Genomic DNA, 20,618 nt, shown 5'->3' with positions numbered 1-20,618 from the left:
CTCCCTCACCTCCCGCCAAATCTCATTCTCCCGATACACCCGCGCCCCCTCCCGCACAAACCGATGCCCCACTTCAAACACGTGATACCGATAAGCCCGCTCCCGATCACACAACAATTCCCCCTCCAGCTGCGTCTCCCCGACCTTCAGCTTCAGCTGAAAGCTGCGATCCGTCGGGTTGTGCAGTACCAGGTCGATGTAGTTGTAGAAGATCGCCGCGCCGGAGCCGAATGGCAGGACGCGGCCGTCGTCCGGGAAGGGGTCGAAGCTGTGGTTGGCGCGTTCGATGACGACCAGGGGTGAGTGAATGGCCATCCAGTGGATGAGGTTGCTGAGTTGGCAGATGCCGCCGCCGATGCCGGTTCGGGCTTCGCCGAATGAGAGTTCCATGCCTTCGACGTAGCCGCGTTGGCGGGTCGGGCGGCCGACGAGGCGGCAGAAGGAGAAATATTCGCCGGGGGCGATGGTGACGCCGTCGATGGCGGCGACGGCGAGTTTGAGGTTGATGACTTTGTTGTGTTGCAGCGCGAGGTCGGAGTCGCCGAGTTTGCGGACCAGTTTTGAGGTGTGTTTGAGGTAGCGGTAAGGCAGGCGCTCGGACGTCGTGGCAGGCCGCGCGTAGCGTTTGCTCGAGCAGTGCCAGGCGATGTGGCGGAACAGTCTTTTTTGCCACACGCGCAGCCAGTAAAGGGCCGGGTGGTAGAGGGAAAGTGGTTTCATCCTTGGCGAACGGCGCGGGCCGTTGTCTTCCTTGAACTTGAAATGGCGGCGCATCTTACCGTGGAACCGCGCTTGATCGCCAAGCGCCTCGCCGGTGTCGCAAGCCGTAACAAGTCGCCCGGCCCGGGCGCTCGGAAATTAAGCTTCAACTAAGGTTACGTCCCTACCATCCAGGCCACAAAGCAGCGGTTCTGTGTGCTGATTGCCGTCAGCAGAACCCTTCAACTTGAAGTGAGCCCGGACCATGAGTGCGATCGATTCCACCTCTAAACAACTGCCCGCCTTCAGTCTTGTATTGGTCAATTACAAGACGCCGGAAATAACCCGGATGTGCCTGGAGTTTCTCCAGCAGTACGTCAAGGAGCATCAAATTCCGGTGTGGGTGGTGGACAACGATTCCGCCGATGAAAGCCTGATTTACTTGCGCTCTCTGGACTGGATCAACTTGATCGAGCGCCCTTCTCCCGGCAAGGAAGCGGGGCATATTGCTCATGGCAAGGCACTTGATCTGGCACTTGCGAAAGTTGAAACCGATTACCTGTTTTTGCTGCACACCGACACTTTCGTTTTTGACAGTACTGTCTTTTCGATGATGATGAATGAGTGCATGCAATCTTTGGATACCGCGGCGGTCGGTTGCGTCGAACAATTGGATCGCGGCGTCCTTAGAGACAGCTGGCGTTTGTCTTCGCGTTATTTCAAACACTATTTCCGCCGAGCAAAACAGCACTTGGGGTTACCCTCCCGAGATCCAAAACCCTACCGGGAAACTCACCTGAAAAGCTTCTGCACCTTGTGGAATGCACGGCTGATCAAGGCTCACGGGCTGCATTTTTCGATGGACGACCGGGTCCCGGGATACACGCTGCAGGATCGTTTAAGCAACCTTGGCTACGGCATCAAATGCCTCTCGCCGCGGACGATCTTCCGCTACCTGGATCACATTCAGGCCGGCACCGTGGCCGCGATCGGTGGATACGGCAAACAGCACCGCCGCACCACCATGTATCAGGAAACGCTCAAGCGCCTTCAGTTACAACAGCGCATGCGACCCGCCAGATCGTAAGACAATAAAAAAGGGCGACTTCAAAGTCGCCCTTTCTGCATCTGAATTCTTTGGCTTCCACTCCGAGGAGGTGTTCGCCCAGTGTAATGGCCTGGCAATCCATGCACCGGTAAAGAGCCCCGACACTGGGCGAACGGGAGGGATTTTAATGGAAGTTGGCGGATATGTCGTGCTAATTGAAGATGAAATTTATGTACTGAAAAGTTAAAGGACATTGCTTACCGATTTTTCCCGACAAACTTTCTGACATCATCACCTCGAATACTTCATATGACTGTTCTCATACAATTACTTGTACAAGAACAGCCATTCTGTAGAGTCAATACTCAACTTTCATGCTGACTGGTCACTTTTAATACATCGGTGTAAGTGACCACGACGCTTTGCCCGACTTTCAAATCTTTCAGTTTGGCCTGAATCTCAGGCTTTTCGACGTTGAGGGTTTTCGACTGGCCCGACGGGTTTTCCAGGGTGACCTGGTTTGTCGCCAAATCAATTTTGGTGATTTTCAGTTGCACCTGAACCTGGCGGAAGGCCTCGCCACCGGGGTTGCTGCTGCCCACGGCGTTGCGCAGTTCACCCGTGCGCTCGGTAGAGCCTGGCAGACCTTTATCCACGTCGGTGTCCAGATAAGCGGCCACAGAGCGGGTCACTTCGATCTGAACCAGATCACCCACTTTCAAATTACCGAGGTTTTTCGCCTTGTCGCTGAGCTGAATGTGCACCTGGCGACCTTCCGCGCCTTCCAGGACCACTTGATGATTGGCCGGGTCAACCGCCAGCACTTTGGTGGTGACCCGGTCGGCCTCGACAGCGGCCGAAAGCGGTATATCGGCGGCCACCGCCGAAAAGCTGGCAGTAGAAAGGACAGTGGCAAGTGCAATGGCGTGCGTCAGTGCTTGGAGCTTCATAAGCGATACATTCCCTGTGATGGATGGCAGCACCCATCGCCAACGCGGTCAGCGACGGATGTGCCACTGAGCATAGACGCCCTTCAGGGTTTGCTCCGCGATCGTTGCGCGGTGTCCTGCGCGGTTGACTCGCCACTGGGGGTGCCTTTACCGGAGTTCTGCCGCTGTTTGGGATCGGTGGGACGCAGTGCGTCGTTGTCGCGCTCGGTTTCACCCGGCGGACGAGGTTCGTCGGGGTGCTCGCTATCAGGAACAGTCTTCATCTCGTACCTCCTCAGGCTTCCGGGTCATCGAGTTCCCGCGCAACGTTTACGGCGGGTGAGTCCTTGTGCAGGTCATCGGCCTTGGCTCTGAGGATCTGCCACTGCTCAAGATCGATGGCACCTTGACCAAGCAAATCGTCAGCAATGCGCTGCAGATCGAAGTAATGGGCATCCGGGGATTGTTGCCAGTAGGTCTGATCGTCAAACATCTGCTGCCAGGTCGTCAGGTCTGGAGATTTCAGTTCCTCGCTCATGGATCGGATCCTCGGCCATGTTCCTCGGTAGAGGGGGCATCCCGGACAGAGTTCCAATCGATTCCTTCGCGGCACGGCGCGTGGAATCAATACCCGGTCATCTCCAGATAGCCCTGCCCGCCCCGGTTGCCGCTCAGGCGCACCGGCCCTTCCCAATACGGAATGCGCAGGTTCATCCAGGCGTCGGGGTTGATTGCATCAAGGGTGATCTGCAGTTTTTTTTGCGGAATGTCGATCGACCAGCGCACCGGCATCGAACGGCCGGCGACCTTCGCAGTGTCCTTCGGGGTCAGCTTGATCTGTTCGGCGTGCAGGGTTTCGGTCTGGCCATCGGCGGCAATCCACGTGCCGGTCAGGTACGGCGCCCCTTCCTTCTGGCGCATGCGGTACAGCATGACATGTTCGCCGCCGTCCAGATGCAGGGAGAACCAGTCCCACCCTGTCTGGTTGGCGGTCAGCGGCTGGCTGCTCCATTCGCGGTCGAGCCAGGCCGGGCCGTTGACGGTATAGGTCTGGCCGTCGATCTGCAGGGTGCCGCTGGCCTGGAAAAACGGCTGGCTGTAGTAATACGACGCCTGGCCCTGTTCGGATTTCGGGCTGAAGCCCTTGTCGCCTTGCAACACCAGCGGGCGGCTGGAGGTCAGGCGCAGCTGGTAGCTGAAGTTCTTGTCCCGGGCGCTGAGTTGCAGGTCGGCCAGCGGATCGCTCGCCTGACTGACGAAACGCCAGTCGTCGATCCACGCCTCGAACGGCGCTGCACGCACGCCGGCCTGCCCCACGCCGCCACGGGCGTAACGCTCGGCGGCATGGTGGACGCTGGCCGAGGTGACCGCCGCATGCCCGAGCCAGATCGTCTGGTTGGCCCAGCCCGGCTGCGGCGGCGAGGCGTTCAGAGCGCTGCGAAACAACGTCCACTGCACGCCGAAATCGTTGCCCTGCGCATCCTTGAGATTGGCCGTCACGTACCACCATTCGATACGAAAACCGTCATGGGCGCCGTGATCCGCCGGGAAGCTGAACACCCGACCCGGCACCACCGGCGTAAACGCCTGCGCCTGAGCGCCCATCCCGGCAAAGCCCTTCTGCTCCGGTGCGGAGTTATCGCAACCACTGAGCAACAACGCCAAAAACACCAGCGCAAACCTAGTCTTCATGAGCAAACGTCCTCAGCAGGTCCGCCGGTTGCGTGCGGTACAGCGAATACAGCGGCCACGCCGAGGCCAGCAACGTCGCCAGCAGCGCCAGCCCCATCAGTTGCAGCAACTGCAATGGAAACACCCGCAGCGGCAGACGCCAGCCGAAGGCCTGAACGTTGATCACCGCGTCCAGACACCACGCCAGGCCGATGCCCAACGGCAAGGCCAGCACCAGCGTCAGCAGCGCCAACAGCCACGTTTGCCCGAGGTTGAGCAGCATCAATTGCCGCCGCGTCACACCCAACGCCCACAACGGTGCGAGCTGGCCGAGACGGCTCTGGCTCTGGGTCAGCAGGCTGATGAACAGCGCCACACCGGCGACAGCCAACGTCAGGCTATTCAGCGCAGCGGTCGCGGCGAAGGTGCGTTCAAAGACTTGCACCGACCAGCCCTTGAGCCGCGCCTGATCGACGATCCGGCTGTCATCAAGCTGGAAGCGTGCCTGCAAGGCCGTGAGCAACGCCGGGATGTTCGGCGGGTCGATGCGCAGGTTGAAGCGGTTTGGCGTCAGCTGTGGCCAGCCGCGCAACAGGTGATTGCTGTTGACCAGCACATGGCCCTTGGGATTGCCGTAGTCGGCGTAGATGCCGACGATGCGCGGCGACCACGACCCGCCCGGCGTGGGAATCGACAGGTGATCGCCCGGCGTCACTTTCAAGCGCCGCGCCAGTTGTTCGCTGAGCATCACCGCATCGTCATTGGCCAGCGCCGCCCACGGGTCGTCTCCTCGAGATTCGAGCAACGGCCAGTGCTGACGATAGTGCGGATGATCGATGATCCCGAACACGTCCGCCGGCCAGCCTTGCAGCGACACCGAAACCTGCCAGTTGGGCATGATCGCGGTGACGCTCGGTTGCTGTTTGAGCCAGGTGTACAGCTCTCGCGCCTGAGCCGGGTTGCTTGGGTTCAGATAAAGCTCGGCGGTGAGCCGTTGTTCGAGCCAGTCGTTGAAGGTCTGGCGGAAACCGGCGGTCATGCTGCCGGCACCGATGTTTGCCGCCATCGCCAGCAGCAGCGCCATCAACGCCAGACTCAGCGCCGGCAATTGCTGGCGGCAATCGGCGAGAAACCATTGCCCGAGCACCGAGCGGCTGCGACCGAGCAAACCGTTGAGCAGCGCGCTGAGCAACACCGGCAGCGCCAGCGCGGCTCCGAGCAAAAGCCCCGCCATCAACACAAACCCACTGGCCAGGCTGTTGCCCCACACCAACGCCGCCAGCGCAATCACTGCACAGATACCCGCGACCCAACCCTGACGCCGCAACCAGCGCGCATGTTGCTGATGCCAGGCCTGCGGATCCGCCACTGCCAGCAACGGCAGACGCGCCGCCCGCAGCAGGCTGTTGGCCCCGGCCAGCAACGCGCCGAGCAGACTCAAGCCGATGCCGCTGAACCACCACCACGGACTCAGGCGCAACTGCCCCGCCACTTCCGCGCCGTACAGACCGCGCAAGCTGGCAGCGACGTCCGGCAACAGCACGCTCGCCAGCCAGTAACCGCTGACCACGCCGAACAACCCGCCGATCAACGCCAACGCGCCGAGTTCTACGATCAGGCAAGCGATCAGCATCCGCGCGCTGACCCCGCAGGCTCTCAAGGTGCGCAGCAATCCCCGGCGCTGTTCCAGCGCCAGACCGATGGCCGCGTGAACAATGAACAATCCAACGATGAACGAGAGAAACCCGAGCGCATCGAGGTTGAGGTGGAAGCTTTCGGTCAGTCGCGCAAGGTTGTTTTCCTCGCCACTGCTCTTGAGCTGCAACTGGCCCTTGAACGCGGCCGGGACGTCGGCGTGAAAATCCTTTGGCAGCAGCAGGCGTGACAGTTGATCGGGCTGTTCGAGCACGCGCTGAGCGACGCCAATGTCCACCAGCAGCACGCCGGGGGCCATGTCGGTTTGCGCCCGCAGCGGCGGCAGCGTCTGGCCGGTTTCGCTGGCCGGGGTCGCGCCCTCGGCGAGGTTCAGCGCCCGCAAGGTTTCGGGAGAAATCCAGGTGCTGCCCGGCGGGCTGAAGAACTCGACGATGCGCTCGATCGGCATCGCCTGTCCGGCCACCGCGCTGTCGCCGGGCAACGACACCGGTTCGATGCCCATCAATTGCAGGCGCTGGTTTTCGTGATTTTTAAGAATCAGGCGCCCTTGCAGCACCGGCGACACCGGCCAGCCCAGACGCCGCAGATCAACGAACCATTGCTGCGGAAACGTCGCGCCGTTTGGCGTACTGAGGCTGGCCTGGGGTTCGCCGCCAATCAACTGGCTGGCCCGGGCGTAACTGTCCCGCGCCTGACTGTTGAGCGCTTCGACCCCGGTCAACAGACTGGTGGCCAGCCACAAACCGGTCAGCACGCTGAAAAACTGCACCGGATGGCGCCGCCAGTGACTGAGCAGCGCCATCAGCGCGTGACGGAAAACCTTCACGTCAACCGACCGCTGGACAGCACCACGCGCTCCGCCAGCCGAGCTGCCACGCGCTGACTGTGGGTGACCATCAGCAAAGTGGTCGGGGTGTCGTCGAGCAATTCCAGCAACAGCCGCAACACTTCGTCGCTGGTGGCTTCGTCGAGGCTGCCCGTGGGCTCGTCGGCCAGCAGCAGTTTCGGTTGCGCGGCCAGCGCCCGACCGAGCGCGACCCGCTGTTGCTGGCCGCCGGAGAGTTGTTCTGGATAGCGCTTGAGCAACTCGCCCAGCCCCAGGCGCTGCACCAGATGATGCTGCCAGCGCGGATCATGCCGCCCGGCCAGCCGCGCCTGAAACGCCAGGTTGTCCTCGATCCGCAGGCTGCCGATCAGGTTGTACTGCTGGAACACCAGACCGATTTCCGTGCGCCGCCAATTGGCCAGTTGCGCCTCGTTCATGCGATCCAGCCGATGTTCGCCGCTGCTGATGATGCCGCTGTCGACTTTGTCGAGCCCGGCGATCAGGTGCAGCAGCGTGCTCTTGCCGCTGCCCGACTCGCCCATCAGCGCCAGACTGCTGCCGGGCTTGAGCGTCAGGTCGATGCCTTGCAGCACCGGCAACGGGCCTTGCGGGGTGAGGTAGCTTTTGAAGACGTTTTGAACCTGGAGCATGCCGCCATCCGATCGATCCGTGTGGGCCAAGGATAGCGGATACCGACGCGTTACTGCCCCACCGCCACACTCGTCGGCGCCTCACCCGGCGTGACGATGCTGTTCAGGTCGATGTGCTTCCACTCGGGTTTGGCCCCCAGCCGCGCGTTGAAGCGGTAATTGAAGGTGAATTCATCCGCCGTCGCCACGCTCAGCGGTTTGCCGTACACCGCTTCGATTCCCGGCAGGTCGTAGCCCATCAACTGCAACAGGGTCGGGAAGATGTTGTAGTGACTGGAGCGATCCTTGTTCGCCGCCAGTTGCGCCGACCAGTCGAGTGTCTGCAACTGATCGCCCTGAATCACTACCAGCGGCACCAGCCCTTCTTCCTCCACCGGGTCGCCGCCGCAGTGGGTGTTGAGCCCGGGATTGCCGCGTTCGTGCAGATCCTGGCCGTGGTCGGAGGTGTAGATCAGCAGCGCGTTGTTCAGATTGGCCTGGGCAAACACCCGCGAAAAAAACTCGCCGACATTCCACAGCACCGTGTTTTTGTAGGCATTGCGATACAGCACCCAGTCATCCGGCTGGCCGTTGAAGCCAGTGCGTTCACCGGTGTCGGCGACTTCCGTGAACTGCCCGCGGGGCAAGGTCGGGCGGTAGGCCATGAAGGCGTCCGGGTATTTGTCGTGTACCGGGAAATGCGCGCCGACCTTGTTGATCAGCACCAGCTCCGGTTTACCGTCGTTGAGCAGTTCGATCAGCTTGGCGGCGGCAGCCATGTCGCGGTCGCGCACGCTGGTCTGGTCGAATTGCAGGAATTCGTCGATGTCCTTTTTCTCGGCATCGTTCATCAGGTTCTGCAGGTTGCCGCCGGTGCGCTGAGCGTCGATGTAGACCGTGCGCAGGCCAGCCTTTTTCGCGTACTGCCAGATCGACGGCAGCGTGCTGTTGATCCGCATGTAGTCGGCGCGGGTGCCGCCGTAGCGCAGGGTGATGTTGGTGTCGGCGCTGCAATTGGCGATGGACGCCGCGTAGCCGTAATTGAAGATCTGCACGCCCGGACGGACCTGCTTGAGGTTGCTGTGCACACCGAATGGCGCGTTGATGTCCAGGTAATTGCCGGAAATGCTCTCGTCGATGATCAGCACGATGTCGTGACCAACCGCCGGGCCATTGCGCGCCAGGGTCACCGGCTCACGCGGGCCGACGGTGTTGTGCAGCGCTTCGTAGCCGAACAAATTCAGATAGGCCAGCGGCGTGTACATGATCGGCAACCCGCGTGCACCCTCGCCGGCGCGCACGAACAACACGGCGCTGAGCAGCAACACACCGCAGAGCGGCGCAGCAATCCGCAAGGCATTGGGTACGGGCATCGCGTGCCGAGGCTTGAGGCCGATTCCGAACAACAGCAGCAAGCCGTTGAGCAGTCCGTGGATGATCGCCCCCCGGTACTGATACGCCGCTTCCTGAATGAAGCCGCCGGAATACACCAGCGAGACGAAACTGCTGTAGGTCAGGTAATCGGCCGTCACCCTCGTATAAACATCGAAAAACACCGCCGAAATAAACAGGGTTAATGCGAACAAATGCCGAATGAAAGTCTGACGTATATAGGCTGTTAGTAATAATGCGAAAGTCAGCGTCAAAAACATCGCGCCAAAAAGAAGTACTGCCAGACCAATACCCATCGCATTTAAGCGGTCAAGGTAATATTCGAAATAAAGCAACAGATAAATAATTAAAAGCAGTTCTTTCAGATATCGAAACATGGCGATTCCGGGGCGCGTCCGACGAGAGGTTGTCAAGGGTTTGTCGGTCAAAATCTGACACTAGCACCGGGCCATTAAAGCGCAAGAAATGTCGGACATAATCAAAAAGCGTCAAAAAACCGTTGACTCAAATCTGACACACCCAAGTCGCTAAAACCCTTGAAATTCGTGGCCTACGACCGTTTATCGTTTTCTTCGAACGCGTCAAGAACGGGACAAATCCATCTACAGCAAGCACTTGATGGCCTTTCGCCCCCAAAAATGGGGGTGTTATACCCTTGCAACATGTCATTTTGCTGACACGCTTTTCCCACGCTGCGCTATACCCCTTTTGACAGTTCCATTTTCGATCTTCCATCACCGTCTTACGAGGCACGCCAATATGGACGTGAGCGTATTTGGTACGGGCTATGTTGGCCTGATACAAGCAGCCGCACTTGCCGATGTCGGACATCGCGTATTGTGCGTCGATATTGACCCGAACAAGATTAAACAACTGCAACAGGCGGTACCGCCTATTAGCGAACCGGGTCTTTCGGCAACTTTGGAAGAAAACATCAAGGCCGGGCGTTTATTGTTCAGCACCCAGGCCAGCGATGCGGTGGAACATGCCGGGCTGATCTTCATCGCCGTGGGCACGCCGGCCGACGAAGACGGCTCCGCCGACCTCAGCCATGTGCTCAACGTGGCGCGGCAGATCGCCAGCTTCATGGAAGACGATCGCACGTTGATCATCAAATCCACGGTGCCGGTCGGCACGGCGGATCAGGTGCTGCACACTGCTGAAGAAGAACTGCAACGGCGTGGCAAAAGCGCTCTGGCAGTGCGGGTGGTGTCCAACCCCGAATTTCTCAAGGAAGGCAGCGCCCTCGCCGACTGCATGCGGCCGGACCGGATCATCGTCGGCACCCACGATGACCTGGCCCGCGAGCAGATGAGCGAGCTGTACGCGCCGTTCTGCCGCAACCACGAAAAACTGATGTTCATGGACAACCGCAGCGCCGAGCTGACCAAGTACGCAGCCAACGCCATGCTCGCCACCCGCATCAGCTTCATGAACGAGCTGGCCAACCTCACCGAACTACTCGGCGCCGACATCGAAGCGGTGCGCAAGGGCATCGGCTCCGACCCGCGCATCGGCTATCACTTCATCTACCCGGGCTGCGGCTTCGGTGGCTCGTGCTTTCCCAAGGACCTGCGCGCCCTGCTGCACACCGCCGAACACAATGGCATGCCGCTGAAACTGCTGCGCAGCGTAACCGATGTCAACGATGCGCAGCGGCACATCCTGTTCAGCAAACTCAGGGCGCAATTCCCTCAGGGCCTGGCCGGCAAGTCGATCGCGATCTGGGGCCTGGCGTTCAAGCCGAACACCGATGACATGCGTGAAGCCCCGAGTCGTTACCTGATGGAGGCGCTGTGGGCCGAAGGCGCCAGCGTGCAGGCCTACGATCCGGAAGCGATGTCCGAATGCCGGCGCATTTACGGATACCGCAATGACCTGCACCTGTGCGCCACCCGCGACGACACCCTGGAAGACGCCGACGCACTGGTGATCTGCACCGAGTGGAAGAATTTCCGCGTGGTGGATTTCGAGCTGCTGGCCAGCAAGCTGCGCTCGAAAGTCATCATCGACGGACGCAATCTCTACAACCCGGAACAAGTGGCAGCCGCCGGCCTGCACTACAGCGGCATCGGTCTGCGCCACATCGCGCCTGACGGGTTGCGGCCATGAAAATCCTCGTCACCGGTGCGGCCGGGTTCATTGGTGCTCATGGCGTGCTGCGGCTGGTGCGCGACGGCCATCAGGTGATCGGCCTGGACAACTTCAACAGCTACTACGACCCGCAGCTCAAGCGCGATCGGGTGGACTGGGTGCGCGGGCAAATTGGCGATGTCCAGCTCGCCACGGTTGATCTGGCAGATGCTGCGGCGCTGGAAGCATTGTTCGCGAGCGAGCGGCCGCAAGTCGTGGTCCATCTCGCCGCGCAGGCCGGGGTGCGCTATTCGCTGGAGAATCCACGGGCCTATCTGGACAGCAACCTCGACGGTTTCCTGAACATTCTGGAGTGCTGCCGCCGGCACCCGGTCGAGCACCTGATTTACGCCTCGTCCAGTTCGGTGTACGGCGCCAACCAGCGCACGCCCTACTCGGTGCAGGACGGCGTCAATCACCCGCTGTCACTGTACGCCGCGACCAAGAAAGCCAATGAATTGATGGCCCACAGCTACAGCCACCTGTTCGGCATCCCTTGCACCGGGCTGCGCTTTTTCACGGTCTACGGACCGTGGGGCCGGCCGGACATGTCGCCGATCCAGTTCGCCAAGGCGATCAGCGAAGGCTCGCCACTGAAGCTGTTCAACTACGGCGAGCATCAGCGCGATTTCACCTACATCGACGACATCATCGAAAGCATCGCGCGCCTGATCGAGCGGGCGCCCCGGGCCAATCCCGAGTGGAACCGCGAACAACCCGACCCGGCCAGCAGCATGGCGCCGTGGCGCTTGTTCAACATCGGCGGCCAGCACCCGGTGGCGCTGAAAACCTACCTCGCCCTACTGGAAAAACACCTCGGCCAGAAAGCCGTGGTCGAGCTGCTGCCGCTGCAGCCGGGCGACGTACTCAATACCTGCGCCGAGGCCAGCGACCTGGCCCAGGCCACCGGGTTTCAGCCCCGGATAGAGCTGGATGAGGGACTGGGGCGGTTCATCGCCTGGTTCCGCGATTACTACCCCACTGCCTATCGCCCACGCGCCGTTCGCGGCTGAACATCAGCGGAGGACTCCATGACTGGACTTGAGAAAGGTGTACCGATCCAACAACTGGTGCGTGACAAACGCATGGATCCGGAACAGCGAATGCGCCTGGACGCGGCCATCCATCGCCAGGGCCAGGGCTGGATGACCGGTCGCGAGGGCGGTCGGCCGTGGCAACTGTCGCGCACCAATCGGGTGGTCGCCTGCCTCGGTGCGCTGACGATTCTGCTGATGATTTCGCCGCTGCTGATCGGTCTGGCGCTGGCCATCAAATTCACCAGCAAGGGCCCGGTGATGTTCGTGCAGAAACGCACCGGTTATCGCGGGCGCAAGTTCGGTATGTACAAGTTCCGGACCATGGTCGCCAACGCCGAAGAGCTCAAGGAGTCGCTGCGTCACCTGAACAAGCACGGTGCCGACGCCATCGACTTCAAGATCGACCAGGATCCGCGCATCACCGGGATCGGTGGCTTCCTGCGGCGTACCAGCCTCGACGAGCTGCCCAACCTGATCAACGTAGTGACCGGCGACATGCGCCTGGTCGGCCCTCGCCCGACCTCGTTCAACGCCTACCGCTACAAGGACAGTCACCTCGCCCGTCTGGCGATCTACCCCGGCATGACCGGCCTGTGGCAGATCTCAGGACGCAGCAACATCGACTTCGACCAGCGCGTTGAGTTGGACCTCAGCTATATCGCCGAGCAGAGCCTTCTGCTTGATCTGAAGATTCTGTTGAAAACCCCCTTCAAAGTATTCAGCGGCCACGGAGCAAGCTAATGGACGGTTCAACCAACAAAAGCCTGAGCATTGCCAGCCCCAGCGAGTCGAACCTGACCTCGACCGTGCTGGACCTGGATCTGCGGATCCTGTTTCTGACCGCCGCCAACCCCGGCGCCGGCACCACCACCAGCGCCCTGGCGCTGGCCAGTCAACTGGCGCAGATGAGCAGCGGCCAGGTGCTGTACGTCGACGCCAGCCAGTCGGCGAGCAACCTGACCCAGCAACTGAACCTGAGCAAGGAGCGCGGCCTGCGCGACCTGCTGTTCAACCCGGACAACCCGCCGCTGCTGCAGGACTGCGTGGTGCAGGTGTCGAGCCTGCCGTTTCATGTGCTGCCCAATGGCCGGCCGATCCGCACTACTGAACACCTGACTGCCGAGAGCCTGAGCCCGCTGCTGGATCAACTGGGCGCTCAGTACCGCTTTGTGGTGATCGATGGCGACGCGGTGTATTCGGCCGCCGACACGTTGGTCATCAGCACCCAGGTCGACGGCGTGGTGTTCGTGGTACGCGCCGAAGACACCCGCTGGGAAGTCGCCCAGGCGGCAGTGCAGCGCTTGACCCAGGCCGGGGCCAAAGTGGTCGGCAGCGTGTTCAACCGGCGCAAGTACTACATGCCTAAATGGCTCTACAAAAACCTGTAAGCAACCGCAAAGGATGACGCCATGAACGCCAGGATTCTTGTGCTGCTGATGCTGCCGCTTGCAGGCTGCTCGAGCACCTCCGAAACCCAGAACATGCCGGTGAACATTCTCACCGCCACCCCGGCCAACTCCCAGGCCACCGACATGCCGAAGATCGAGCAGACCCTGCGCCCGCAGGATGTGCTGGACGTGATCTTCCACATCAGCACCAGCGGCTCGGACGCTTATCGCGTGCAGTCGGGGGACCAGATCGGACTTAACTTCACTGCTGCCAGCCAGCTCAATGGCAACCAGTTGGTGCTGCCGGACGGCACCATCGAACTGCCGGGCGCCAACACCTCGGTGAAAATCGCCGGGCTGACCAGCGAAGAAGCGCGCCAGGAAATCCAGCGCGCCTATCAACGCAAACAGCTGTTCCAGCCCAACCGCAATCAGTTGACGGTGCAGATCATCAGCCCGCTGACCAACGAGCAGAACCTGAAAAGCGCGCTCAACCACCCGGCCACCGGCATGAGCCGCGAGATCACCGTCGGCACCGACGGCTACGCGAGCTTCCCGGAAATCGGCGCGGTGCCGCTTCAAGGCATGACCGTCAACCAGCTCGAAGCCTTCCTCAACAAAAAGTACGCGCAACTGCCGGGCCGGATGACCGTGGACGTGCTGCTCAAGTCCACCGCCGGCAACGAGATCTACGTGCTGGGCGAAGTCGGCCAGCCGGGCTCCTACCCGATCCGCCGGCCGGTGTCGGTGCTTGAGGCGCTGACCCTGGCGCGCGGCACCAACGTCAAGGCGCGGCTCGATTCGGTGGTGATCATGCGGCGCAACGGCAATCAGGTGCAGGCCGTGCGTTACGACGTCGAGAAAGCGTTGTCGGGCGAGGCGCCGCAAATCGCCTACCTGCAACCGGACGACATGCTGTACGTGCCGAAAACCAAACTGGCCAGCGCCGGCGAACTCGCCCGGCAACTGGCCGACGTGGTGCTGTTCCAGGGCGTGGGCTTCAGCTTCGGCTACCGCGTCGACAACAAAGACAGCAACAACAACTGACTCTCAGGTGACCGACCATGAATCCAAAGGAAAACTACCTGCATGAGTTCTTCAGGATCTTCTTCGCCAACAAGCAATTGGTGAAACGGGTCTTCCTGGTCTTTGCAGTGATCGCGCTGGTGCTGCCGCTGTTGCTCAAACAGAGCTTCGATATCACCGCTCAGGTAATCGTGCAGTCGAAAAAACTTTCACAGGGCGACGCCACCACATCGCTCACCGTGGACAACGCCACCTTCATCCCGCCGTCGCTGGCGGACATGGAAACCGAGAGCAACATCCTGCGTTCGCCGGCGCTGATCCGTCAGACCATCAGCGAGCTGCGCGACAAGGGCGAATACACCCCTTCGCCCGGCATGTTCAGCAAACTGGTGGGCGAACCGTTCAAGCGCTACATCAGTTCGCCGCTGCGCCAGTACGTGATCAACCCCGTGCGCAACACCCTGGGGCTTGAAACCGATCCGGTGCGCGACACCGCGCTCGACGCGCTGACCCAGGATGCGATAGACAGCCTGAAAATCGAGACCCTGCCTGGCTCCAACGTGATCTCGATCATCTACAGCTTCCCCGACCCGCATCAAGGCACGACCTTCGTCTCTGCCCTGCTGCAAAACTACCTGGTGAGCCGTCAGGCGCTGCAATCGATCGATTTGCCGCAATCGTTCTACGAAACCAAGAAACACCTGTATCAGGTGCGCCTTGATGGACTGGAAGGCAATCGCCAGGCGTTGCTGGAAAGTGTCGGCGCGTCGGATCCGAAGGAGGAAATCACCTTCCGCCTCAACGCGATCAACACCGAAGAGCAGGCGCTGAACCTGTATCGCGACCGCCTGCTGCAAAGCCAGCGCTGGCTCGAGTACCTGAAGACCGCGCTGGCTGCCGCCAGTAACAGCAAACTCAACGACTACACCTTCCCCTACACCTTCACCACCACGGTCGACAACGTGGCGTTCGAGGATCGGGAAATCAAACAGATGGGCGAGCAACTGACCACCCAGGTCAGCCGTTACATGAATGATCTGGCGGTGTTCCAGCCGGGCAGTGAACCGATGTTGCTGACCCGCGAGCAGATTGCCCGCACTCGCCAGCAGTTCCTCAAGGTGGTGAGCAATCGTATTCAGGAACGCACCAACGATCTGGCGGTGGTCCAGCAGGTGATCGATCAGAAAACCGCGCGCATTGCCGAGTTCAAGAACCGCATCCACGAGTTGCAGCAAACCCAGAGCAAACTGCGGCAGATGGACACCGAGATCGACGCGCTGCACGCCGCGTTCTCGACCTACGCCCAGCGTTTTGCCGAAAGTAGCACCACCCGTTCGCTGAGCGACGACCTGTCCAACGCCCGGGTCTTGAGCCCACCGTTCGAACCGACCGAACCGGCGTTTCCCAAGCCGATGCTGATCATTCCGTTCGGGCTGTTCACCGGTCTGTTGCTGGCGATTGCACTGGTCTACGTGCGTGAGTTCTTCGATCACCGCTTCAAACATCCGGCGCAAATCAGCCACGAGCTGGGCCTGCCGGTGCTGCTGGTGATCAACGACCAGAACGCGCAACCGAGCAACCCGCACAAGAACTGGACCGTGCCGAGCTTCGTGCACTGGGTGCGCAATTGAACACGTCCGCCACCCCGAACGCCGCCCTGCCGATCATGCATTTGCTCAGCAGCGGTGGCTTCTATGGGGCCGAGCGGATGTTGCTCGATCATTGCCTGGCGACGCCGGGGCAGCACCAGGTGCTGTTCCTCGATGCGCCGCCGGAATTGATCGCGCGCTTTCGCGAGGCCGGCGTCGATGCACAAGGCTGCGCAGGGCTCGGTGCCCTGCTGCGGCACTTGGGTCAGCGGCGCGGTGAACGTCCGTTGATCAATACCCACAATTTCAAAGGCCTGTTGTTCGGCTGGGTCGGCGCCACGCTGTTGCGCCTGCCGCTGGTGATCACTCAACACGGCTTCACCCCGCGCAGCCGCAAGCAGAAGTTCTACACCTGGCTGAGCCTGCAACTGTGCCGCACGGCGTCGGTGGATCGGGTGGTGTGTGTCGCCGAAAGCATCGCGGTGTTGCACCGTCAGGCCAGCGTCCGCGCGGAGAAATTGCAGGTGATTCCCAACGGATTGCCGGCAGCCGCCGCGCTGCTTTCCGATGCGCCAAGACAACGCTGGCTCGCCGGATACGTCGGGCGCTTGAGCAGTGAGAAAGGCCCGGATCTGTTTCTCGACGCGCTGATCCCGCTGTGTCACCAGCACCCGCAACTCGACGCGGTGATGCTCGGCGACGGCCCGGAACGCGAAGACTTGCAGGCGCGAATCGACGCCGCCGGTTTGCAACAGCGCATCCGCTTGCCGGGTTACCAGACCGACATGCGTCACTGGTGGCAGCAACTCGATGCGCTGGTGATCAGCTCGCGCACCGAAGGTACGCCGATGATTCTGCTGGAAGCGATGCAGGCCGGGGTGCCGGTGGTGGCATTCGGCGTCGGCGGGATTCCCGACGTGCTGGAGAACCGTCACAACGGTTTGCTTGCGGCCCCCACCGACAGCGCCGCCCTCGCCCGCCAGCTCGACACCTTGCTGTCCGAGCCTGGCCTGGCACGGCAACTGCGCGACAACGCAAAACGCACGCAACAGGATCGCTACGACCTCAAGGCCCTGGCCGAACGCTGGTCGCAGCTGTACATCCGCACGGCACGGGAGGCACGCGCATGATTTTCCCGCTCTCGATCGTCAGTCTGTTGGGGCTGGCCTGCATTGCTCTGCTGGCCAGCCCCTGGCCCTACCTCGCGCCAGGCGCAGTGCTCGGTCTGGTGGGGTTCGCGGTGTTGTACCGCAAACCGACCTGGGGCCTGCTCGGCATCGTCGCCCTGGTGCCGTTCGAGGGTTTCTTCAAGGACAGTTCCCTGTCGGGCAGCAAACTGATCGGCGCGTCGCTGGCGGTGATCCTGATGCTGCAACTGGCGATGCACCAGATTCCCTCGGATCGCCTGCGCAGCAATATCTGGCGCTTTCTGATCGCCTTCATGACCCTGTACTTTCTCAGCCTGCTCAACACCGATGACATGGGCATGTCGCTCGGCCACCTGCGGGAAATCAGCGTCGGCCTGATTCTGTTTGTGATCACCCTGCTGATCGGCCGCGAGCTGAACCTCGACCTGTTCGCCCGGTTGGTGACCCTCGCCGTCAGCACGACCTGCGCCATGGCCATGTTCTCCAGCAAATTCCAGGATCAGGGGCGGGCTGCCGGTTTGCTCGAAGACCCCAACGCTTTCGCCCTGCTGATTGCCTTCGCCATCCCGCTGGGGCTATTGCTTGTCATCCGCAGCCCGAACCTGTTGCATCGGCTGTTCTGGGGCGGATGCTGCCTGCTGTTGCTCGGCGGCATGACCAAGACCGAATCGCGTTCCGGGCTGGTGGTGCTGGCCTTGAGTCTGGTGATCGGTTGCTGGCACTACCGCGCGCAACTGGCGCGGATTCGTCCACGTCACCTCGGTTTTGCCATGCTCGGTGCGGCGATCGTGATTCCGCTGGCGATCTACGCAATGCCCGCCGGTTACATCGCGCGCATCCAGTCCCTCAGCGTGTTGAGCGCCGGCGCCAAGGGCCACAACGACGAATCCCTCGGTCGCCGCGCCTCATACATCGTGGTCGGTGGCCAGATGATCCGCGAGAACCCGCTGCTCGGCTCCGGCCCCGGCACTTTCCCGCTGCACTACGCCACCACCGGTTACGCCAAGGCGTTTTCCGCCAACCGCAAGATCGGCGACCTGTATCGCCGGGCGCATAACACCTACCTGGAAATCTTCAGCGAACTGGGGGTGCCCGCCGGATTGATGTTCGTCGGCATGCTCGCGCTGGGTCTGTACAACCTGATGCAGGCGCGCAAGGCGTGGATGCTGCGACGTGACTGGCAACAGGCGGATCTGATGACCCACCTGGGGGTGAGTTTTCTGTCGCTGACGCTGTTCCTGATGTTCCTCAGCGCACCGAACCAGAAATACCTGTGGATCATGCTCGCCATGACCAGCGTCTTGCGCCTCAAAGCCGAGCAGGCACCGATGACGGAGGCCAAAGCATGAGCCGGATCAGCATCGTCATCCCGATGTTCAACGAGGCCCGGCACATTGGCCGCACCCTGCTGGCTGCGCAAAAAGCGGCGCACGCGGCGGATGTCGAGTGTGAACTGATCGTGGTCGACAACGGATCGAGCGACGAAGGCCCGCAGATCGCCCGGCAGTTCGGCGCCCACGTACTGGTGATGCCAGGCCTGCTGATCGGCGCGTTGCGCAATCGTGGGACCGCCATCGCCACCGGGGAATGGCTGGCGTTCATCGATGCCGACATCGAAATGCCGGAAGACTGGTTGCACCCATTGTTCGACATCGAAGCCAGTGGCCAGGCCGATGTCTTCGGTCTCGACCTGCACACCCCCGCCGCCGCGCCGTGGTACGCCACCGCCTGGCAGCGCCGGACCTTGCGCCCGACCACCCACACCAGCCACGTCGTCGACTGGCTGCCCAGTGCCAACCTGCTGATGCGTCGGCGCTGGTTCGACAAGGTCGGCGGTTTCAACGAAACCCTGCGCACCGGCGAAGACAAGGAGTTCACCTTGCGCCTGAGAGAACACGGCGCGCGACTGCTCTCGATCAATGAAAGCGTGGCTCTGCACTGGGGCTACGAAATGAACTGGCGCGAGTGGATGGGCAAGGAACTGTGGCGTCAGGGCAGTCATCTGCAATTGCTGCGCAGCCACGGTTTCAGCCTGCGCCTGTTGCGGTTTCCGATGCTGTCGATCTTCGTCTGGATTCTCGATTTCCTGGCGATATCCGCGCTGCTCGACGGCTTTCCCCATCACGCCGCGATCATGGTGATGCTGACGCTGGTGCCGGGGCTGGTGCTCAGCGTGCGCCAGAGCGCCAAGCACCACAACGTCTGCCTGACCCTGCAACTGTGGGGCCTGCACTGGCTGCGCCTGCACCTGGCGGGCGCCGCGTTCATTCTCAGTCTGTGTCATTGGAACGCCAGGAGGCCTGCCCGTGGCTGAATTCATTTTCTGGATGTGCCTGCTGCTGCCGGCCTACGCCTATGTCGGCTACCCGCTGCTGCTGACGCTGCTCGCGCCGCTGTTCCCGGCGTGGCGCCACAGCCCGGCACCGCCGCTGAACGTCAGCATCGTCATCGCCGCCCACAACGAAGCGCGACACATCGAACACAAGCTGCGCTCGCTGCTGTCCCAGGATTATCAGCCGGCGACCCTGCAAATCATTCTGGCCAGCGACGGTTCCACCGACGCCACCGTGGCCTGCGCACACAAGGTCGTCGACCCGCGAATCACCGTGCTCGACCTGCCTCGCCAGGGCAAGGCCGCCACCCTGAATGCCGGCGCGGCGCTGGCCACGGGCGACATTCTGGTGTTCACCGACGCTGACAACCAATGGTCGCGGGAAACCCTCGGCTACCTGCTGGCGCCCCTGAGCGACCCACAGGTCGGCGCCTGTGCCGGACACATGGTGATTCCAGTCACCGGCGGTGGCTTGAGCATCGGCGACAGCCTTTATCGGCACTACGAAGGCTGGTTGCGTCGGGTCGAGAACCGTACCGGCTGCATGGTCTCCGCCGACGGCGCCTTGCTGGCCCTGCGCCGCGAACTGTTCGAGAACGTGCCGGCCGAAGTCAACGACGACTTCTTCATCAGCACCTGCGCCCCGGTCAAATTCAAACGCATCGTCTACGTGCCCGAAGCGCAAGTGATCGACCACGGCGTGGACGAAGCGGACAAGCAATTCCGCCGGCGCCAGCGGGTCACCGTCGGCGGCCTGCAAAGCCTGGCGCAACGCAGCGAACTGCTCAATCCGTTCAAGCATGGGCTGTATTCGATTGCGTTGATCAGCCACAAGTTGATCCGTCGCCTGGCGCCGATCCTGTTGCTGCCGCTGCTGCTGAGCAATTTCTGGCTGTGGGAAGACCACGGTTTCTATCGCCTCTGCCTGATCGCGCAACTGGTCGGCTACGCCATTGCGATTGCCGGCCTGCTGGATTCGCAACACCGCTTGCCCAAGCCGTTCCGCCTTGCCGCGTTCCTGCTGGTGACACTGGCGGGCATGAGCATCGGCCTGTGGCAGTTCCTGCGCGGCCAGCGTTATGCCCAGTGGAACCCTGACCAAAACCGTTGAGAGG

General features: G+C 61.5%; 19 protein-coding genes. 11 read left to right on the top strand and 8 right to left on the bottom strand.

All coding sequences use genetic code 11. The annotated features are described in order from the left end of the window. On the bottom strand, positions 1-720 hold a 720-nt coding region (locus C1X29_RS24720; protein WP_102718590.1), incomplete at its 3' end, for a VanW family protein. 244 nt (positions 721-964) lie between these two features. Between C1X29_RS24720 and C1X29_RS24715 the strand changes: the two genes are divergently transcribed. After that, on the top strand, positions 965-1,786 hold the full coding sequence (locus C1X29_RS24715) for a glycosyltransferase family 2 protein (RefSeq protein ID WP_102718589.1): 822 nt from the start codon (positions 965-967) through the stop codon (positions 1,784-1,786). Positions 1,787-2,112: 326 nt separating this feature from the next. On the opposite strand, the gene C1X29_RS24710 is transcribed toward C1X29_RS24715, so the two are convergent. From C1X29_RS24710 to C1X29_RS24680, 7 genes are all read right to left on the bottom strand, one after another. Beyond that, positions 2,113-2,697, bottom strand: coding sequence for a hypothetical protein (locus C1X29_RS24710; RefSeq protein WP_102688552.1), 585 nt, complete (start codon positions 2,695-2,697; stop codon positions 2,113-2,115). Positions 2,698-2,780: 83 nt separating this feature from the next. Then, the gene (locus C1X29_RS24705; RefSeq protein WP_102688551.1) at positions 2,781-2,960 is read right to left on the bottom strand and encodes a hypothetical protein; all 180 of its coding nucleotides are present in this window, start codon (positions 2,958-2,960) and stop codon (positions 2,781-2,783) included. An 11-nt stretch (positions 2,961-2,971) separates the two neighbouring features. Beyond that, entirely contained in the window at positions 2,972-3,214 is a 243-nt protein-coding gene (locus C1X29_RS24700; protein WP_007956199.1) for a hypothetical protein, read from the bottom strand. Positions 3,215-3,300: 86 nt separating this feature from the next. Beyond that, positions 3,301-4,368 carry a lipocalin-like domain-containing protein gene (locus tag C1X29_RS24695; protein WP_102718588.1) on the bottom strand — a complete coding sequence of 356 codons (1,068 nt, stop codon included), beginning with the start codon at positions 4,366-4,368 and terminating at the stop codon, positions 3,301-3,303. Next, entirely contained in the window at positions 4,358-6,829 is a 2,472-nt protein-coding gene (locus C1X29_RS24690) for an FtsX-like permease family protein (protein WP_102718587.1), read from the bottom strand. Before C1X29_RS24690 ends, C1X29_RS24695 begins: the two co-directional genes overlap by 11 nt. Beyond that, positions 6,826-7,479 carry an ABC transporter ATP-binding protein gene (locus C1X29_RS24685; protein ID WP_102718586.1) on the bottom strand — a complete coding sequence of 218 codons (654 nt, stop codon included), beginning with the start codon at positions 7,477-7,479 and terminating at the stop codon, positions 6,826-6,828. The genes C1X29_RS24690 and C1X29_RS24685 overlap by 4 nt, the downstream gene beginning before the upstream one ends. Positions 7,480-7,529: 50 nt before the next feature. Next, on the bottom strand, positions 7,530-9,227 hold the full coding sequence (locus C1X29_RS24680; RefSeq protein ID WP_102718585.1) for a sulfatase-like hydrolase/transferase: 1,698 nt from the start codon (positions 9,225-9,227) through the stop codon (positions 7,530-7,532). Between the two features lie 382 nt (positions 9,228-9,609). Between C1X29_RS24680 and C1X29_RS24675 the strand changes: the two genes are divergently transcribed. The 10 genes from C1X29_RS24675 to C1X29_RS24630 are packed head-to-tail and all read left to right on the top strand — an operon-like array spanning position 9,610 to position 20,614. Next, a complete protein-coding gene (locus tag C1X29_RS24675; protein ID WP_102718584.1) occupies positions 9,610-10,962 on the top strand; it encodes a UDP-glucose/GDP-mannose dehydrogenase family protein in 1,353 nt (450 codons plus the stop codon). Continuing rightward, on the top strand, positions 10,959-11,996 hold the full coding sequence (locus C1X29_RS24670) for an NAD-dependent epimerase/dehydratase family protein (RefSeq protein ID WP_102718583.1): 1,038 nt from the start codon (positions 10,959-10,961) through the stop codon (positions 11,994-11,996). The genes C1X29_RS24675 and C1X29_RS24670 overlap by 4 nt, the downstream gene beginning before the upstream one ends. 18 nt (positions 11,997-12,014) lie before the next feature. Continuing rightward, positions 12,015-12,761 (top strand): sugar transferase, encoded by a 747-nt coding sequence (locus C1X29_RS24665; RefSeq protein ID WP_085748434.1) that lies wholly within the window; start codon positions 12,015-12,017, stop codon positions 12,759-12,761. Beyond that, positions 12,761-13,408, top strand: a complete 648-nt coding sequence (locus C1X29_RS24660) for a CpsD/CapB family tyrosine-protein kinase (RefSeq protein ID WP_102718582.1) — start codon at positions 12,761-12,763, stop codon at positions 13,406-13,408. The genes C1X29_RS24665 and C1X29_RS24660 overlap by 1 nt, the downstream gene beginning before the upstream one ends. A 21-nt stretch (positions 13,409-13,429) precedes the next feature. After that, positions 13,430-14,455: a polysaccharide biosynthesis/export family protein gene (locus tag C1X29_RS24655; protein WP_085748435.1), complete on the top strand. Its 1,026-nt coding sequence runs from the start codon at positions 13,430-13,432 to the stop codon at positions 14,453-14,455. A gap of 17 nt (positions 14,456-14,472) precedes the next feature. After that, complete coding sequence (locus C1X29_RS24650; RefSeq protein ID WP_102688545.1) at positions 14,473-16,065, top strand: Wzz/FepE/Etk N-terminal domain-containing protein; 1,593 nt, start codon at positions 14,473-14,475, stop codon at positions 16,063-16,065. Continuing rightward, positions 16,062-17,153, top strand: a complete 1,092-nt coding sequence (locus C1X29_RS24645; protein ID WP_085748437.1) for a glycosyltransferase family 4 protein — start codon at positions 16,062-16,064, stop codon at positions 17,151-17,153. Before C1X29_RS24650 ends, C1X29_RS24645 begins: the two co-directional genes overlap by 4 nt. Beyond that, a complete protein-coding gene (locus tag C1X29_RS24640) occupies positions 17,150-18,520 on the top strand; it encodes an O-antigen ligase (protein WP_102718581.1) in 1,371 nt (456 codons plus the stop codon). Before C1X29_RS24645 ends, C1X29_RS24640 begins: the two co-directional genes overlap by 4 nt. Further along, complete coding sequence (locus C1X29_RS24635) at positions 18,517-19,485, top strand: glycosyltransferase (protein ID WP_102688542.1); 969 nt, start codon at positions 18,517-18,519, stop codon at positions 19,483-19,485. Before C1X29_RS24640 ends, C1X29_RS24635 begins: the two co-directional genes overlap by 4 nt. Continuing rightward, entirely contained in the window at positions 19,478-20,614 is a 1,137-nt protein-coding gene (locus tag C1X29_RS24630; RefSeq protein WP_102718580.1) for a glycosyltransferase, read from the top strand. Before C1X29_RS24635 ends, C1X29_RS24630 begins: the two co-directional genes overlap by 8 nt. Positions 20,615-20,618 lie beyond the last annotated feature (4 nt).

The organism is Pseudomonas sp. GW456-12-10-14-LB2 (assembly GCF_002884345.1).
Taxonomy (GTDB): domain Bacteria; phylum Pseudomonadota; class Gammaproteobacteria; order Pseudomonadales; family Pseudomonadaceae; genus Aquipseudomonas; species Aquipseudomonas paraglycinae.
Note: the sequence above shows the minus strand (reverse complement) of the source record. Positions and strands in the feature narration are given on the sequence as shown.

Bases quoted from the DNA above. Each gene is read 5' to 3' on its own strand.
- C1X29_RS24715 (WP_102718589.1), top strand. From the start codon at position 965: ATGAGTGCGATCGATTCCACCTCTAAACAACTGCCCGCCTTCAGTCTT.
- C1X29_RS24710 (WP_102688552.1), bottom strand. From the start codon at position 2,697: ATGAAGCTCCAAGCACTGACGCACGCCATTGCACTTGCCACTGTCCTT.
- C1X29_RS24705 (WP_102688551.1), bottom strand. From the start codon at position 2,960: ATGAAGACTGTTCCTGATAGCGAGCACCCCGACGAACCTCGTCCGCCG.
- C1X29_RS24700 (WP_007956199.1), bottom strand. From the start codon at position 3,214: ATGAGCGAGGAACTGAAATCTCCAGACCTGACGACCTGGCAGCAGATG.
- C1X29_RS24695 (WP_102718588.1), bottom strand. From the start codon at position 4,368: ATGAAGACTAGGTTTGCGCTGGTGTTTTTGGCGTTGTTGCTCAGTGGT.
- C1X29_RS24685 (WP_102718586.1), bottom strand. From the start codon at position 7,479: ATGCTCCAGGTTCAAAACGTCTTCAAAAGCTACCTCACCCCGCAAGGC.
- C1X29_RS24680 (WP_102718585.1), bottom strand. From the start codon at position 9,227: ATGTTTCGATATCTGAAAGAACTGCTTTTAATTATTTATCTGTTGCTT.
- C1X29_RS24675 (WP_102718584.1), top strand. From the start codon at position 9,610: ATGGACGTGAGCGTATTTGGTACGGGCTATGTTGGCCTGATACAAGCA.
- C1X29_RS24670 (WP_102718583.1), top strand. From the start codon at position 10,959: ATGAAAATCCTCGTCACCGGTGCGGCCGGGTTCATTGGTGCTCATGGC.
- C1X29_RS24665 (WP_085748434.1), top strand. From the start codon at position 12,015: ATGACTGGACTTGAGAAAGGTGTACCGATCCAACAACTGGTGCGTGAC.
- C1X29_RS24660 (WP_102718582.1), top strand. From the start codon at position 12,761: ATGGACGGTTCAACCAACAAAAGCCTGAGCATTGCCAGCCCCAGCGAG.
- C1X29_RS24655 (WP_085748435.1), top strand. From the start codon at position 13,430: ATGAACGCCAGGATTCTTGTGCTGCTGATGCTGCCGCTTGCAGGCTGC.
- C1X29_RS24650 (WP_102688545.1), top strand. From the start codon at position 14,473: ATGAATCCAAAGGAAAACTACCTGCATGAGTTCTTCAGGATCTTCTTC.
- C1X29_RS24640 (WP_102718581.1), top strand. From the start codon at position 17,150: ATGATTTTCCCGCTCTCGATCGTCAGTCTGTTGGGGCTGGCCTGCATT.
- C1X29_RS24635 (WP_102688542.1), top strand. From the start codon at position 18,517: ATGAGCCGGATCAGCATCGTCATCCCGATGTTCAACGAGGCCCGGCAC.